Annotated in this window: 13 protein-coding genes; 6 read left to right on the top strand and 7 right to left on the bottom strand. The window is 69.4% G+C overall.

Annotated features, from left to right (window positions below; all coding sequences use genetic code 11):
• Positions 1-36: 36 nt before the first annotated feature.
• Complete coding sequence (locus tag ACIG5F_RS46215; protein WP_396526632.1) at positions 37-228, bottom strand: hypothetical protein; 192 nt, start codon at positions 226-228, stop codon at positions 37-39.
• Positions 229-441: 213 nt separating this feature from the next.
• Here ACIG5F_RS46215 and ACIG5F_RS46210 point away from each other — a divergent pair, with 213 nt between their 5' ends.
• Positions 442-1,098 carry an HAD family hydrolase gene (locus ACIG5F_RS46210; protein WP_396526631.1) on the top strand — a complete coding sequence of 219 codons (657 nt, stop codon included), beginning with the start codon at positions 442-444 and terminating at the stop codon, positions 1,096-1,098.
• Here the strand turns inward: ACIG5F_RS46210 and ACIG5F_RS46205 are convergent.
• The 6 genes from ACIG5F_RS46205 to edd form a co-directional block, all read right to left on the bottom strand.
• Positions 1,055-2,389 (bottom strand): MFS transporter, encoded by a 1,335-nt coding sequence (locus ACIG5F_RS46205; protein WP_396526630.1) that lies wholly within the window; start codon positions 2,387-2,389, stop codon positions 1,055-1,057. The two genes, ACIG5F_RS46210 and ACIG5F_RS46205, sit on opposite strands and share 44 nt — an antisense overlap.
• Before the next feature lie 141 nt (positions 2,390-2,530).
• Complete coding sequence (locus ACIG5F_RS46200) at positions 2,531-3,889, bottom strand: MFS transporter (protein WP_396526629.1); 1,359 nt, start codon at positions 3,887-3,889, stop codon at positions 2,531-2,533.
• Positions 3,886-5,844 carry a PEP/pyruvate-binding domain-containing protein gene (locus ACIG5F_RS46195; RefSeq protein ID WP_396526628.1) on the bottom strand — a complete coding sequence of 653 codons (1,959 nt, stop codon included), beginning with the start codon at positions 5,842-5,844 and terminating at the stop codon, positions 3,886-3,888. Before ACIG5F_RS46195 ends, ACIG5F_RS46200 begins: the two co-directional genes overlap by 4 nt.
• A gap of 171 nt (positions 5,845-6,015) precedes the next feature.
• Positions 6,016-7,695: a PQQ-dependent sugar dehydrogenase gene (locus ACIG5F_RS46190; RefSeq protein ID WP_396526627.1), complete on the bottom strand. Its 1,680-nt coding sequence runs from the start codon at positions 7,693-7,695 to the stop codon at positions 6,016-6,018.
• Positions 7,696-7,898: 203 nt separating this feature from the next.
• Positions 7,899-8,522, bottom strand: coding sequence for a bifunctional 4-hydroxy-2-oxoglutarate aldolase/2-dehydro-3-deoxy-phosphogluconate aldolase (gene eda, locus ACIG5F_RS46185; protein WP_396526626.1), 624 nt, complete (start codon positions 8,520-8,522; stop codon positions 7,899-7,901).
• Positions 8,523-8,527: 5 nt separating this feature from the next.
• Positions 8,528-10,375, bottom strand: coding sequence for a phosphogluconate dehydratase (gene edd / locus ACIG5F_RS46180; RefSeq protein WP_396526625.1), 1,848 nt, complete (start codon positions 10,373-10,375; stop codon positions 8,528-8,530).
• A 371-nt stretch (positions 10,376-10,746) separates the two neighbouring features.
• Between edd and ACIG5F_RS46175 the strand changes: the two genes are divergently transcribed.
• From ACIG5F_RS46175 to ACIG5F_RS46155, 5 genes are all read left to right on the top strand, one after another.
• The gene (locus tag ACIG5F_RS46175) at positions 10,747-11,037 is read left to right on the top strand and encodes a hypothetical protein (RefSeq protein WP_396526624.1); all 291 of its coding nucleotides are present in this window, start codon (positions 10,747-10,749) and stop codon (positions 11,035-11,037) included.
• Between the two features lie 75 nt (positions 11,038-11,112).
• Positions 11,113-11,901, top strand: a complete 789-nt coding sequence (locus tag ACIG5F_RS46170) for a hypothetical protein (protein WP_396526623.1) — start codon at positions 11,113-11,115, stop codon at positions 11,899-11,901.
• A 30-nt stretch (positions 11,902-11,931) separates the two neighbouring features.
• Complete coding sequence (locus ACIG5F_RS46165; protein ID WP_396526622.1) at positions 11,932-13,842, top strand: fumarate reductase/succinate dehydrogenase flavoprotein subunit; 1,911 nt, start codon at positions 11,932-11,934, stop codon at positions 13,840-13,842.
• A gap of 1 nt (position 13,843) precedes the next feature.
• A complete protein-coding gene (locus tag ACIG5F_RS46160) occupies positions 13,844-14,590 on the top strand; it encodes a succinate dehydrogenase/fumarate reductase iron-sulfur subunit (protein ID WP_396526621.1) in 747 nt (248 codons plus the stop codon).
• 194 nt (positions 14,591-14,784) lie between these two features.
• Positions 14,785-15,651, top strand: a complete 867-nt coding sequence (locus ACIG5F_RS46155; RefSeq protein WP_396526620.1) for a transporter substrate-binding domain-containing protein — start codon at positions 14,785-14,787, stop codon at positions 15,649-15,651.
• Positions 15,652-15,987 lie beyond the last annotated feature (336 nt).

Genomic DNA, 15,987 nt, shown 5'->3' with positions numbered 1-15,987 from the left:
GAGCGCCGAGATCGGCCGGGTGCGTGTCGCGGGTGGTCAGCGCTGCCAGTGGAACTCGTGGATGGCCTGGTGACGGCCGCCGCCGGTCATGATGGTCCGGGTCTCGGTGTCCTGGATCATCTGGTCCACGGTGACGCCGAAGAAGCGGGCCTGGGCCTCGATCTCGTCGCCCTCCTCGGGCGGCACGAAGCGGTGGAAGCGGATGGTGTCCGGGTCATCGCTGCTCATGTCGTTCATCTACGCGGTGAGAGCCGGATGTGCTCAGCGCCACCGCGGATCGGTGCGAGGAAAGTCCCGGACTTCACTCCTTGGGATGAGCGGAACCGGGCGTATGTCCGATCCGCCACGAGCTTCGGGTGATTCACCGGGACCTGAGGGCAGTCGTGGCGGCGGGGATGCCGCGGGCGTCGATCGCGGCGGCGTGTTACGTAGGCTGATCCGGTGACGAAGCTGCGGGCACGCCATGTGGTCTGGGACTGGAACGGAACGCTCCTGGACGACAACCACGCGGTGTTAGCAGCGGTGAACTCCGTGTGCGCGCAGTACGGCCGGGCGGCGGTGACGCTGGACGAGTGGCGCGCGGTGTTCAGCCGGCCGATCCTCGCCTGCTACGAGAAGGTGCTGGCCCAGCCGCTGACCGAAGCCGACTGGGACGTGATCGACCGGCATTACCACAGCGCGTACCGGCTGGAGCTGGACACGTGTGGCCTGGCGGCGGGGGTGCCGGACCTGCTGCACGAGTGGCGGGACGCCGGCCGCACCCAGTCGCTGCTGTCGATGTGGTTCCACGACGAGCTGGTGCCGCTGGTCGGCAAGCTGAGCCTGATGGACCTGTTCGCCCGGGTGGACGGCTTGCGCGGCTACAACATGGGCGGCTCGAAGGCGCAGCACCTGGTCGAGCACCTGAAGGCGCAGGAGTTGGATCCCGCCGAGGTCGTTCTGATCGGCGACGTCGTGGACGACGCCGAGGCCGCGGCGCAGGTCGGGGCCCAGTGCGTGCTGGTGACCACGGGCATGATGCCGCGGTCGCGGCTGGAGGCGGCGGGCGTGCCGGTCACCGACTCGATTCCGGAAGCCCTGGCGCTGATCGACGCGTAGCGCGATGCCATGACAGCGCGGCCGGCACGCCGACGGCGATGCCGCCCAGTCCGGCCAGCCCGATGGTCAGTGGTGTCCCGATCACGTCGGCGAGAACGCCCGCCACCAGGACACCCATGCCCTGCACGGTGACGAGACCGCTGACGACGATGCCCATCACCTGCGCCCGTCCCGCACTCGGCACCGCTCGGGCCAACGACGCCGTGTCCTGTGTTTGGTACGCCTGCGCCAGCGCGCCCGAGATCCCTAGCGCCGCTAGGGAAACGAGCAGCCCCGGTTGCACTGCGCACACGAGCAGCGGCAGGCCCGCTAGCACCGCTAGCAATCCGATCAGTCGCGGCCGAAGCCGTTCCGGGATCCACTTCGCCAGCACGAAGGCCCCCACCACCGACCCCGCCGGGTCCGCCGCCATCAACAGACCGACACCCACCGTGCCCGTCCCGATCGCCGCCGCGTATGGCGCCGCCAGCCCTTCCGGGACCACGTAGAACCCGGCCAGCCAACTCAGCACCGCCAATGCCCGCACCGCCCGGTCCCTCAGCACGACGCGAAACCCGGCCAGCACCGACCCGCCGCCAGATCTCCACCCCGGCCGGGCCGGAGGCAGGGGAGAGGGAGATGCGGGAAGGACAGGCGTGGGAGGAGGCGTGGGAGAGCGAGGCGGGGGAAGGGAAGGTGGTGGCGCGGCAGCGAGGGGTGCGGTGGTGACGGGCGGCGTCACCGCCGCCGGGTGCCGGACGCCGAAACGCACCAGCAGGGCTGAGGCCACAAAGGTTGCGGCGTCGGCAAAAAGGGCCCAGTACGGCGTGAGGGCGGCGACGAGGAGGCCGCCGCCGGCGAAGCCGGCCAGTTGGGCGGCCTGGATGGTCATGCCGCGAATGGCGAGGCCGGCGACGTAGAGGTCGCCGTCGAGGATGTCGGGGAGCAAGGCCTGTTGGGCGGCGCGGAAGGGACCGCCGAGCAGGGTGACGGCGATGAGCAGCAGGTAGAGCACGGGCAGCGGCATGCCCGGGACTGCCATGAGGGCGACGAGGGCCGCTCGGATGAGGTCGCAGGTGACCATGACCGTCCGCCGGGCCACCTGGTCGGCGACCCAGCCGAGGAGTGCGCCGCCGACCAATGTCGGCACGAACGTGAGGGCGTAGGACAGGGCGGTGAGGGCGGGCGATGCGGTCCGCTGGAACACGAGCACGGCCAGCGCCACCCGCGCCAGCTGGTCTCCGGCCTGGGACAGCGCCTCACCGGACCACAGCCACCGGAAGTCCCCCACCGCCAGCACCGAGCGGAACATCAGCCCACGGTACCGGTCCCGACCCGGCCGCGTGGCCTGCCGAAGGTCGGCCCACAGTGGCGGCTGGCCGATCGTTGCGGCGAAAGGAACGGCACGGCCGGGGGCGCCGACCGTGCCGTGTCGGTGCGGGGTGAGTGGTGGTCAGGCCGGGGTGGTGGCTCCCGTGCGGCGGCGGGTGATGGTGATCAGGGCGGCGATGACGACCATCACCACGCAGGTGACGATGGCGGTCTGCACCAGGAAATCGGTGAGTCGGCCGTTCTGCAGATAGGAGCCAAGGGCCAGGGCGACCAGGGCGCAGACGGCGCGGTCGATGATGGATTCGATGGACAGCAGGGTTGCCCGGTAACGGGAATCGGTGATCGCGGCGTTGAGCAGGGCGCGCTGGATGGGGAAGGAGAGCCCGCACGCCAGGGAGAACACGCCCAGGGCGATCACGGAGCCGGCGATGCCGAGCACGCCGGCCAGCGCGAGCGCGACGGCCATGACGACGGTGAGCACGAACACGGACCGGACATCGCTGATCCGCTTGCGCAGCAGGTTGGGCCGGGCGGCCCCGAAGGACTCGAAGAGGGTCATCATCGCCATGACGACGCCGTAGAGGACAACCGGGGTCTGCTTGCTGTCCAGGATGGGCTGGAACAGGTTGACGGTGCAGATCCGGGCCAGGGTGAAGATGGCGACGCCCTGCACCATGAACAGCACGAGCAGCCGGGAACCCCGCATCTGGGCGAAGGCGCCGCGCAGGGCGACCAAGATCGGCGGCCGGGGAGGCCGACCGGACGGGGTCGGCGCGGCGACGGGCGAAGCGCCGGCAGCCCCGGAGACGGGTTCGCCCGAAGGCGTGGGGGAATCCATGTCCACGGCCCGAGAAGAGCGGCCGGAGTCGGCGGAATCCACGGCTCGAGAAGAGCTGTCCGATGGGGCGGAAGCCGAGGGACGCAAGGGGATCGCCGGCAGCAGAACGGCGGCCAGCACGGCGATGGCGGCGTTGATGGCGCTGAGCCAGTACGGGGACGGCATGTTCCACTGCATGAGCAGGCCGACGACGGGCCAGCAGACGACCTTGCCGATGAGGCTGTAGGAACGGCCGTAGCCCTCGGCCTGGAGGTAGTCGGCGCCGGCGCCGGCGGCGTGCATGTACTCGTACAGGTAGGCGCTGGCGGCGCCGGAGACCAGCGAGCGGGCCAGGGCGATGAGCAGGAAGTGGACGAGGAAGCCGGTGTAGTCGGACAGGAAGACCGGCGTCATGTTGGCGGCGATGAGCACGACGCCGCCGGCGACGAGGCAGTGCCGGTAGTCGAACCGGTCGGCGACCATGCCGGTGGGGATCTCGAGCAGGCAGAAGGCGATGTAGTAGATGCTCTGGATGCCGAAGATCTGCGCGTCGGACAGGCCGATCTGGCGCTGGTACTCGTAGAACACCGGCAGCCAGAGCAGCAGCCCGAAGAAGAACTGGAAGGAGTAGCTCAGCCACACCGCCCGCTTGACGGCGCTCATGCGCTGTAGGGGCGGAGCTGGACGACGGTGACGCGGGAGTCGTCGGCGATCCACTCGACGTCGACGGGGGAGTCGAACGTGTAGTCGGGCGAGAAGTGGGCCTGTAGCAGGCGTCCGGCCACGGCGAGGCGCTGGAGTTGTTGGCGGGCGCCGACATCCAGGTCCTCGGTGGCGTCGCCGAGGGACACGGTGCGGCCGTCGCCCTCGACGGTGCTGTACAGGTACTGGATGGGCAGCGTCGAACCGGAGACGACGTCGATCACGGAGTTGACCGACACGTTCACGTAGACGTTGCGGAAGTCGTTGCGGTTCAACGGGTTGGTCGTGACCATGACGCCGCCGCGCTGTCCGTCGACCTGCTCCTGGACGATCACGCCCATGTAGCTGTCGTCCAGGGAGATGCCGGCCTGCTGGCGCAGCCGGACGCTGCGCGGCGACACCAGGGAGGCCCAGACCTCCTTGATGGACGCGAAGATCCGGTCGGCTGTGGTCACGTGGTTGATCGACTCGTAGATGCCGGCGGCCGAGAACCCGGCCAGGTCCTCGGCGTTGGAGGAGCTGCGCACGACGAAGGTGCGCACGCCGCCGAGCTCGGCCACCAGGGCGGCGTCGACGGAGTCCCTCAGGTCGTCGGGGATGCGGGTCAGGCGGATGAGCCGCTGTAGTTCGAGACAGAGCCGGTCGACGTCGGGAACATCCAGCTCCAGAGCCATCTTCAGCTTGCCGATGGCCTGCTGCACCCGCGGCGATGACTCCAGGAACCGCCGCTGCACCGAGAACGGCAGGGCGATTCCCCTTGGCACGGCGATGTTCTCGCGCAGCAGCCGGATGGCGGCGTCGTTGAGGTCGGCGTCGACCGGCACGTCCAGAAGCTTGGCCAGGTACGGCAACAGGTTCTCGCGCGGAGGCCGCCGCACCTGGTAGAAGCCCAGCAGCCGGCCGGAGCCGTTGGCCAGAACATGGTGCAGCTCACCGAGATTGGCGGCCTTGGTGCCGTAGCGGTGCCGGTCGTGCAGCCGCAGCCGGTCAAGGCTGGTGATCGGCGAGGTGTGGGATTCGGGCTCCTCCAACACGATCCGCTGCGCGTACCAGGCCGGCTTGCGGCCGATGTCGACGGCGTCCTCGGTCGGCGTCAGCGTGATCTCGTCGGCGTCGGGGTCGACCGAGTAGCGCACCCAGCGGCCGTTGAGCTGCTCGGCGTCGATGCGGTCGAAGATGCCCAGCTGCACGGCGTTGGGAATCTGCCAGCCCGAGGCCAGCACGTTGGTGTGCGACAGCGGGGTGGTGTGGTGCGCGTTGACGATGCCGGCCAGCCGCGGCACGTCGTCGGGCACCCGGTGCATGACGATGATGTCGTACCACTCAAGGGAATCCGCCGCGGCGCGGTAGTCGGCCTCGGTGCGGAAGGCCCGCAGCCGGCCGTGCGCGGAGCCGGCGTTGAGCGGCACGAACCGGGCCGACGAGAACAGCTCGTGGGCCCGGATGCGCGGCACCTCGGCGGCGGGGATCTCGGCCAGCAGCTGCTCCTGGCGGTGGTTGGCCGGCTTCACCAGGATCGGCAGCGCCGGGTCGACCGCGTCCCGCACGGCCCGGTAGAAGTAGGCCAGCATCGGGCCGGACATGGTGTCCACCTCGACCGTCTCCAGCGAGAGCAGGGCGCGGTCGTCGGTGGTGTGCAGGGCCAGGATGCCGAGATAGAACCGTCGATCTTCGGCCTGATAGACGCTGTGATTGAACTCGTCGATCGTGGCCTCGATTTCGGCCCGGGAGATGCCGAGGATCTCGGCCGCGATGTACTCGGCGTGGAATGAGTACCGCGCGTCGTTGATGAAGTGGATGTGTCCGCCGGGCCGGTCGACCACCACCTTCACGAACGGGTAGCCGCCCAGGCGGCCGGCCAATTGTGTGAAGGCGGTCATAGTCAGCTGTGCGTCGATCAACGCCGGCGCGTCCATTGTCACTCCCCAGGTCTCGTGCGAACGGCGAGGGAACCTACCACGAGCGACAAAAGGGATTCCCCTAGCAAAGTGGGGGAGTGCTCGGTATCACCTGATTAGTGCCCTCGAATACGAGAAACGGGGACCTCACCCGCCCGGGAGGCCCCCGCTTCCGCCATCCGCGCGCCGCTAGTTCAGCTGCACGTGGAAGATCGAATCCTTGCTGTTGTTGCCGGTGCTGTCCTTGTCACCGCTGGAGTTGGTCAGCCACAGGCCGCCGTCCGGCGCCGGCTCGACGGTGCGCAGCCGGCCGTAGGTGCCGTTGAAGTAGGCCACCGGCTTGGTGGTGGTGTTGCCGGTGATCTCCATCCGGTACAGCCGCTGGCCGCGCAGCGCCGCCATGAACAGCACGTCGTGCACGATGGCCAGGCCGCTGGGCGAGGCGTTGGCCACCGGCCAGGTCTGCACCGGCTTGATGAACTTGGCGTTGCCGCAGCCGCTGCCCGAGGTGCCCTCGCAGGACGGCCAGCCGTAGTCGCCGCCCTTCTGGACCAGGTTCAGCTCGTCCATCACCGAGTTGCCGAGCTCGGCCTCCCACAGCCGGCCCAGGGAGTCGAAGGCCAGGCCCTCGACGTTGCGGTGGCCGTAGCTCCAGACGTACTTGCCGGGGAACGGATTGTCCGACGGCACGCTGCCGTCCGGGTTGAGCCGCAGGATCTTCCCGTTGAGGGAGTTGAGATCCTGGGCGTTGTTGCCGTTCTCGCCGTCGCCTACGCCGGCGTACAGCTTGCCGTCCGGCCCGAAGCGCAGCCGGCCGCCGTTGTGGAACTGGTTGCGCAGTATGCCTTTCAGCAGCACCTGCTGGCTGCCGGTGTCCAGTTTGCCGTCGGTGTACTTGAACCGGGCGATGCGGTTGTCCGACGAAGTCGTGAAGTAGACGTAGATCCAGTTGTCGGACGTGAAGGTCGGCGAGATCTCCAGGCCGAGCAGGCCGCCCTCGCCGTTGGTGCCGGACACGCCGGGGACCGTGCCGGCGGTGGTCTTGGCGCCGGTCTTCGGGTCCAGGCGCACCAGGTTGTGGGTGTCCCGCTCGGTGAACAGGATCGAGCCGTCGGGCAGGGTCGCCAGACCCCACGGCACGTCCTTGTCGTCGGCGACCTTGGTGACCTGGCCGGGCGTGGTGCCGCTGCCGCCGCCACCGCCGGAGGTCTTGCCGGTGACCGCGGCGCTGGCCTTGGACACGTTGCCGGCGGCGTCGCGGGCGGTGACGGTGTAGGTGTGCGAGGAGTTCGGGGCCAATCCCTGCACGGTGAACGAGTTCGTGGTGGCCAGCCCGACCTGTGAGGATCCCTCAAGCACGGTGTAGCCGGTGACGCCGACGTTGTCGGTGGACCTGGTCCAGGCCAACGAGATGGAGTTGGCCGTGACACCGGAGACCTTCAGGCCGGTCGGCGCGCTCGGCGGCGTGTTGTCGCTGGACTTCTTGGTGGTCACCTGAACCGTGTTGCTGGCCTGGGAGACGCCGCCCTTGGTGTCGCGGGCGTTGATGTAGAAGCCGTAGGACGTGTTCTGGGTCAGGCCGGTGACGGTGGCCTTGAGCGTCTTGCCGTCGACCGACTTGGTCAGCTGGCCGTCGTGGTAGATGTCGTACGCCGCGAGGCCGACGGAGCTGGTCGAGGCGCTCCATGACAGGTCCACCGTGGTCTCGGTGATGTTGGCGGCCTTGAGGTTCTTCGGCGGTGTGGGGACCGCCGCGACGCCCTGGGTGGACGCGAGCGCCGGCACGGTCGTCAGGGCGAGGCCGGCGGCGAGTGCGCCGGCGAGCAGGGCGCCGGCCACGGCCAGCGACCGCCGTGTGCGTGGTGCCACGGATACCTCCCGGTGGTTCGGTATCGCGGCGGCGGGCCACAAACGTTTTCATAAAGTTGCAGCACGGTCAACAGCCGATCCGGCGAGCAAGACTCACAAGCGACGGAACCGATCACACCATCGGCGAGTCCCGCCCACAGTCACACCGAATGAATGAAACGGATTCAGACATTCGGTGTGACGTAAGCGGGACTCGCGGAGGTTTAGCGCAGGCGGGAGGCGGCGGCGGCCTGGGCCTCGACGTGGCCCCAGTCGCCGGCGGCCAGGGCGTCCTTCGGGGTCAGCCACGAGCCGCCGACGCAGCCGACATTGGGCAGCGCCAGGTACTTCGGGGCCGATTCCACGGTGATGCCGCCGGTGGGGCAGAACCGCAGGCCGGGCAGCGGGCCGTGGATCGACTTGAGGTACGCCGCCCCGCCCGCGGCCTCGGCCGGGAAGAACTTCAGCACGGTGCAGCCCCGCTCGGCCGCCCGCATCGCCTCGGACACGGTGCTCACGCCGGGCAGGAACGGCAGCCCGGTGGCGGCGACGGCGTCCAACAGCCCGTCGGTGGCCCCGGGCGTGACGATGAACCGCGCACCGGCGTCCGCCGACTGCTTGGCGTGCTCCGGGGCGGTCACGGTGCCGGCGCCGACGACCAGGTCCGGCACTTCGGCGGCGATCCGCTCGATGGAGGCCAGGGCGGCCGGAGTCCGCAGCGTCACCTCGATCACGCGGATGCCACCGCGCAGCAGCGCCTGCGCCACCGGCACGGCGTGCGCGACGTCGTCGAGCACGACGACGGGCATCACGGGGGACAGTTCCAGCAACTCGGCCGGCGTTGTCATGATCCTCACTTCCAGGCGGTCACGGGGACGGCGAACTTCTCCGGGGTCAGCGCGCTGCCGAACACGCTGGCGCCCTCGTCGGCGGGGCCGACGGCCCGGCGCAGCGCCCCGAACAGCTCGCGCCCGGCGCCGGTGGGCTCGTGCGGCGGCCCGTCCACCAGCCGCCGCCCCAACAGCTCGGCGACGTCGACGAACACCTCGATGCTGCCACGGTTGGCGTCGAGCCGGATGACGTCCCCGTCCCGGACGCGGGCCAGCGGTCCCCCGGTCGCGGCCTCCGGGGTCAGCTGGATCGCCGCCGGGATCTTGCCGGAGGCGCCGGACATCCGGCCGTCGGTGACGAGCGCGACCCGGTGCCCGCGGTCCATCAGCACGCCCAGCGGCGCGGTGAGCTTGTGTAGCTCGGGCATGCCGTTGGCCTGCGGGCCCTGGTTGCGTACGACCACCACGACGTCCCGGTCCAGCTCGCCGGCCTTGAAGGCCATCGAGAAAGCCTCCTGCGTGGTGAACACCCGTGCCGGGGCCTGCACGACCCGGTGCTCGGGGGCGACGGCCGACACCTTCATCACGGCCCGGCCCAGGTTGCCGGACAGCATGCGCAGGCCGCCGTCGACCGAGAACGGGTCAGCGGCCGGCCTTAGCACTGCTAGGTCCAGGCTCTCGGTGGGACCGTCGCGCCACCCCAGTTCGCCGTCGTCCAGGAACGGCTCCTGCCGGTAGCGGTCCAGCCCCGGCCCGGCGACGGTGTTCACGTCCGGGTGCAGCAGCCCGGCGTCGAGCAGCTGGCCGACCAGGAACGGCACGCCGCCGGCGGCCTGGAAGTGGTTGATGTCGGCGCTGCCGTTCGGGTACACGCGGGCCATCAGCGGCACGACCGCCGACAGGTCGGCGAAGTCGTCCCAGGTCAGCTCGATGCCGGCGGCCGCGGCGATGGCCGGCAGGTGCAGGGTCAGGTTGGTCGAGCCGCCGGTTGCCAGCAGCGCTACGACCCCGTTGACCACGGCCTTCACGTCCACGATCTCGGCCAGCGACACCGACCGGGCCAGCCCGACGACCCGGCGGCCGGCCTCCTCGGTCAGGGCCCGGCGCAGCGGCGTGTTCGGCGGCACGAAGCTGGCCCCGGGCAGGTGCAGGCCCATCACCTCGACGACCATCTGGTTGGAGTTGGCGGTGCCGTAGAAGGTGCAGGTGCCGGGCCCGTGGTAGGACGCCGACTCGGCCTCCAGCAGCTCCTCGCGGGTGGCGCGGCCCTCGGCGTAGAGCTGCCGGATGCGGGCCTTCTCCTTGTTGGCCAGCCCCGAGGACATCGGGCCGGCCGGCACCAGGATCGACGGCAGGTGCCCGAAGGCCAGCGCCCCGATCAGCAGCCCGGGCACGATCTTGTCGCACACGCCCAGCAGCAGCGCCGCGTCGAACATCTCGTGCGACAGCGCGATGCCGGTGGCCATGGCGATGACCTCGCGGCTGAACAGCGACAGCTCCATGCCGGGCTGGCCCTGGGTGATGCCGTCGCACATGGCCGGCACGCCGCCGGCGAACTGGGCTACGCCGCCGGCCTCCCGCACCGAGGCCTTGAGCCAGTCCGGGTACTCGTGCAGCGGCTGGTGGGCCGACAGCAGGTCGTTGTACGAGGAGATGATCGCGACGCCGGGCTTGGTCAGGCCCCGCACCGCCAGCCGGTCCTCGCCGGCGCAGGCGGCGAAGCCGTGGGCCAGGTTGCTGCACGCCATGCCGGCGCGTGCGGGCCGCTCGGTGGCGGCGGCCCGCATTCGTTGTGAGTAGTCGGCCCTGGTGCGTTCGCTGCGTACGGCGATACGGGCGGTGACCTGCTCGATCACGGGGTGAAGCGCCATAGCCGGGTACTCCTGTCCGGATTCACGGGCCGCCTGTGCGGCCCGGCGGACGACGGCACTGGCGTCGGTTCACGGGCAACGTGACGGGTCCCACACTAATCGATGTCCCCCGAGGGAATCAAAACCGATTCAGTGAAATGCCCAGTAGTCGTGATCTTCGCCACTGTCTAGGGATTTGCTGGTCTTGTCCCTGGTCGTCCGCCCCGGTCGCGGATCCGGCGCCGATGCTGGGAGAACTCGCGTGCAGACCTGGCTGCCAAGATCGCGTGTGGCACTTGTCACAGGGCTGTGGTTCAGGCAGAGTGCATGGTGAGGGGCGCGATGTGGCGCCGAACACGTTGACGCCTTGACACGCCTTTGGAGGTGCCGGAATGCCCACTTCGGAGATCGCGAACCTGCGTCGCGCCATCGGACAGCTTCGGCAGTGCATCACCGCGTTGGAAGCCCAGTACGGCGACGCGACGGTGGTGAAGCGCCTGGTCAACGACCTGGAGCGGCTGGACATCGACGCGGAGGACCTCGGCCAGTCGCGGCCGGCGCCGGCCCCGCGCGCCGCCGATCCGCTGGAAGTCGTTGTGGTCCCCGACACACCCTACGATCCGGCCCTGTGGCATGGTGCTGACGACGAGGGGGTCGGCGGCTACCAGGCCCACCGCGGCTAACCCCAGCCTGCGGCTGAGCTGACTGAACGAGGCGCCCGACCCACAACTTCATCGCAAAGAAGCGAAGAGGCTTTCATGACGGCTGGCACCACTGCCCCGGGTCGGGCGCAGATCTCAGCGCGCACGTTGCGCACCGACCGGTGGTGGGTCCAGCCCGCCGTCACGGTCGCCGTGCTCGTCGCGTTCATCATCTACGCGACCGTTCGCGCCTTCCAGAACGCCGACTACTACGCGGCGCCCTACATCTCGCCGTTCTACTCGCCGTGCCTGGCCACGAACTGTGTGCCGGGCTCGAGCGAGGTCGCGGTGTTCGGCGGCTGGTGGACGTTGTCCCCGGCGCTGCTGATCCTGATCTTCCCACTGGGCTTCCGGCTGACCTGCTACTACTACCGCAAGGCCTACTACCGCGGCTTCTGGTCCTCGCCGCCGGCCTGCGCGGTCGCCGAGCCGCACGGCAAGTACACCGGTGAGCGCCGTTTCCCGCTGGTGCTCAACAACATCCACCGGTACTTCTTCTACATCGGGCTGATCTTCAACGTCATCCTGACCTACGACGCGGTGATCGCCTTCCGCGACTCCACCGGGGCCTGGGGCCACATGGGCCTTGGCACCCTGGTGCTGCTGGCCAACGCCGCCCTGCTGTGGCTGTACTCGGCGTCGTGCCACTCCTGCCGGCACGTGATGGGCGGGCGGCTCACCCACTTCTCGAAGCACCCGGTGCGGTACAAGCTGTGGACGCTGGTGTCCAAGCTCAACACCCGGCACATGGCCTTCGCCTGGGCCTCCCTGATCGGGGTCGCGCTGGCCGACCTCTACGTCGCGCTCGTCGCCGGCGGAACCATCACCGACATCCGGTTCTTCTAAAGGCCACAACCGAATAGTGGAGCGTTCTTCATGACCGAGTTGGAACGCCACGACTACGACGTCGTGGTCATCGGCGCGGGCGGCGCGGGACTGCGGGCGGCCATCGAGGCCAGGCAGCAGGGCAAGCGCGTCGCCGTGGTGTGCAAGTCGTTGTTCGGCAAGGCGCACACGGTGATGGCCGAGGGCGGCATCGCCGCGTCCATGGGCAACGTCAACAGCGACGACAACTGGCAGGTGCACTTCCGCGACACCATGCGCGGAGGCAAGTTCCTCAACAACTGGCGGATGGCCGAGCTGCACGCCAAGGAGGCCCCGGACCGGGTCTGGGAGCTGGAGACCTACGGCGCGCTGTTCGACCGCACCAAGGACGGCAAGATCAGCCAGCGCAACTTCGGCGGGCACGAGTACCCGCGGCTGGCCCACGTCGGCGACCGCACCGGCCTTGAGCTGATCCGCAGCCTCCAGCAGAAGATCGTGTCGTTGCAGCAGGACGACAAGCGCGAGACCGGCGACTACGAGTCCCGGCTCAAGGTGTTCGCCGAGTGCACCGTGACCGAGCTGCTGCTGGACGGCGACCGGGTGGCCGGCGCGTTCGGCTACTGGCGCGAGAGCGGCCGGTTCGTGCTGTTCAGCGCGCCGGCGGTGGTGCTGGCCACCGGCGGCATCGGCAAGTCGTTCAAGGTCACCTCGAACTCCTGGGAGTACACCGGCGACGGGCACGCGCTGGCCCTGCGGGCCGGGGCCTCGCTGATCAACATGGAGTTCGTGCAGTTCCACCCGACCGGCATGGTCTGGCCGCCCTCGGTGAAGGGCATCCTGGTCACCGAGTCGGTCCGCGGCGACGGCGGCGTGCTGCGCAACAGCGACGGCAAGCGGTTCATGTTCGAGTACATCCCGGACGTGTTCAAGGACAAGTACGCCGACAACGAGGAAGAGGCCGACCGCTGGTACACCGACCAGGGCAACAACCGGCGCCCGCCGGAGCTGCTGCCCCGCGACGAGGTGGCCCGGGCGATCAACTCCGAGGTCAAGGCCGGCCGGGGATCGCCCCACGGCGGCGTGTTCCTGGACGTGTCCTCGCGGCTGCCGGCCGAGGAGATCATCCGGCGGCTGCCGTCGATGCACCACCAGTTCAAGGAGCTGGCCGACGTCGACATCACCAAGGAGCCGATGGAGGTCGGCCCGACCTGCCACTACGTGATGGGCGGCGTCGAGGTCGACCCGGACACCGCGGCCTCCAGCGTGGCGGGATTGTTCGCCTGCGGCGAGGTGGCCGGCGGCATGCACGGCTCCAACCGGCTGGGCGGCAACTCGCTGTCCGACCTGCTGGTGTTCGGCCGGCGGGCCGGCGCCGGCGCGTCGGCGTACGTGGACGAGCTGGGTGAGAAGAAGCCGGTCATCGCCGAGTCCGATGTGGACGCCGCGTCCCGGCGGGCGGTCGCCGAGTTCGAGGGCGGCTCCGACGCGGGCGCGCAGGAGAACCCGTACACCGTGCACACCCAGTTGCAGCAGACCATGAACGACCTGGTCGGCATCATCCGCCGTGGCGGCGAGGTCGAGCAGGCCCTGGTGCAGCTGGAGGAGCTCAAGCAGCGGGCCCGCAACATCGTGGTCGAGGGCCACCGGCAGTTCAACCCGGGCTGGCACCTCGCCCTCGACCTGCGCAACATGCTGCTGGTCAGCGAATGCGTGGCCAAGGCGGCGCTGCTGCGCACCGAGAGCCGCGGCGGGCACACCCGCGAGGACCACCCGGGCATGGACCCCGACTGGCGCAAGCAGCTGCTGGTCTGCAACGTCACCACCGACGGCACGGGCATCGACGTGACGCCCAAGGACCAGATCCCGCTGCGGCCCGACCTGATGGGCCTGTTCGAGTACTCGGAGCTGGCCAAGTACTTCACCCCCGGCGAGCTCGCCGACATCCCCGCGAAGGAGAGCTGACATGGGGTACAAGGCGAAGTTCAAGGTGTGGCGCGGCGACGCCGACGGCGGCGACCTGCAGGACTTCACCGTCGAGGTGAACGAGGGCGAGGTCGTGCTGGACGTGATCCACCGGCTGCAGGCCACCCAGGCGCCGGACATGGCCGTGCGCTGGAACTGCAAGGCCGGCAAGTGCGGCTCGTGCTCGGCCGAGATCAACGGCCGGCCGCGGCTGATGTGCATGACCCGGATGTCGGTGTTCACCGAGGACGAGACCGTCACGGTGACGCCGATGCGGACGTTCCCGGTGATCAGGGACCTGGTCACCGACGTCAGCTACAACTACGAGAAGGCCCGCGAAGTGCCGGCCTTCGCGCCGCCGGAGGGCGTGGCCCCGGGCGAGTACCGGATGCAGCAGATCGACGTGGAACGCTCGCAGGAGTTCCGCAAGTGCATCGAGTGCTTCCTGTGCCAGAACACCTGTCACGTGGTCCGCGACCACGAGGACAACAAGGTCAACTTCTCCGGGCCGCGATTCCTGATGCGGGTGGCCGAGCTGGACATGCACCCGCTGGACGCGCACGAGAACCGGGCGCAGGAGGCCAAGACCGATCACGGCCTGGGTTTCTGCAACATCACCAAGTGCTGCACCGAGGTGTGCCCCGAGCACATCAAGATCACCGACAACGCGTTGATCCCCATGAAGGAACGGGTCGCCGACCACTACTACGACCCGATCCTGCGGATCTTCAAGCGTTCCAAGAAATAGGTTGTCTCCGAAGCGGGTGGGATCGCTCCTGCCCGCTTCGGGCCGAGTCGGATCGCCTCTTGCCGGCGGATCCGACTCGGCCAAGGGAAGGCGGGGGCTCAGCGGCGAATCCGCCGGCGCGGAACGCGACGAGGGGGCGCCGTCCCACCCGCTTCGGGTCGACAGTCGCGTCAACCCTGGGCACGATGGGTTGCGTGAACCAGCGAGTCACCGGCCTCGCCGCGCTGGTGGCGGCGGCGTCGGTGCTGGTCGTCGCGTGCGGCGGCCCGGATGAGCCGGCTCCGACCACGTCCACGCGGCCGGCCGAATCCGCGACCCTGAAACGCGTCACCGACCGTGGCAAGATCATTATCGGTCTGCGGTCCGATGCCCCCGGACTGTCCCACCGCAATCCCGTTTCCGGCGAATACAGCGGATTCGAGGTGGCATTGGGGCAGCTGATCGCCGCCGGCCTGGGCCTGTCACCCCAGCAGGTGACCTTCACCCAGCTGACCCCCGACACCGCGCTGCCGTCCGTGGCCGCCGGGACCGTCGACATCTTCCTCGGCGGGGCCACCGCCGACCGGGCCCAGCAGGCCGGGCTGTTCACCGTCGGGCCCTACCTCACCGCCGGCCTCGGGCTGCTGTACCGGAAATCCGGGCCCACCGTCACCGACGCCGCCACCGCCGCCGGGCGCAAGGTCTGCACCGTCTCCAACTCGCCCGAGCAGGCCCTGGCCCGCGACGCCAAGCTCACCGACCCCGAGAAACTCGTCGCCAGCACCTCCATCGGGGACTGCGTCGACGAACTCGGCTCCGGCGCCGTCGACGCCGTCGCCGACTTCCTGCCCGTCGTGACCGGCTACGCTGCCTCCGACCCCGCCAACCTCGCCGTCACCGCCCTGGCCGCCCCCAAGCCCGTGGACTACGTCATCGCCCTGCCCGGCGGGGACACCGGCCTCAAGGAGCGGCTGACCCGCATCATCCGCACCGCCGTCACCGACGGCACCTGGCAACGCGACTACGACCAGACCCTCGGCGCCGCCGGCCCCAAACCCGCCCCGCCGACCATCCCCAGCTGAACCCCGCGAGTCGCTTAGCCCCGTAGCGAATGTAGGTTTCGGGCATATGTTTGAGGTGTGCATTGGGTGTGCGGTTGTGGGTGGTGGGTGTGGTTGGTGGGTGTGGTTGTGCTTTGGGTGCCCGCGCCGCGCGGTTGCCGTGGGGTGGGGTTTGCATTGAGAGGCCGGGGGTCATTGTCTGACTGGGGGATGGGCTTTTTTGGTTAGTGACTCCGGGTGGATTTTGCGCGGAGGCCTCTGGGCGATGGCGTATCAAGGCGCTATCGGGCAGGCTCCGCCTGCCTCGATACGCAAAAAGCTTATGCCATCGCCCCCCTCCGCGCAAAATCCACCCTC

Origin of the sequence: Kutzneria sp. NPDC052558 (genome assembly GCF_044547355.1) — a bacterium.
In the GTDB taxonomy this organism is placed as follows: domain Bacteria; phylum Actinomycetota; class Actinomycetes; order Mycobacteriales; family Pseudonocardiaceae; genus Kutzneria.
Note: the sequence above shows the minus strand (reverse complement) of the source record. Positions and strands in the feature narration are given on the sequence as shown.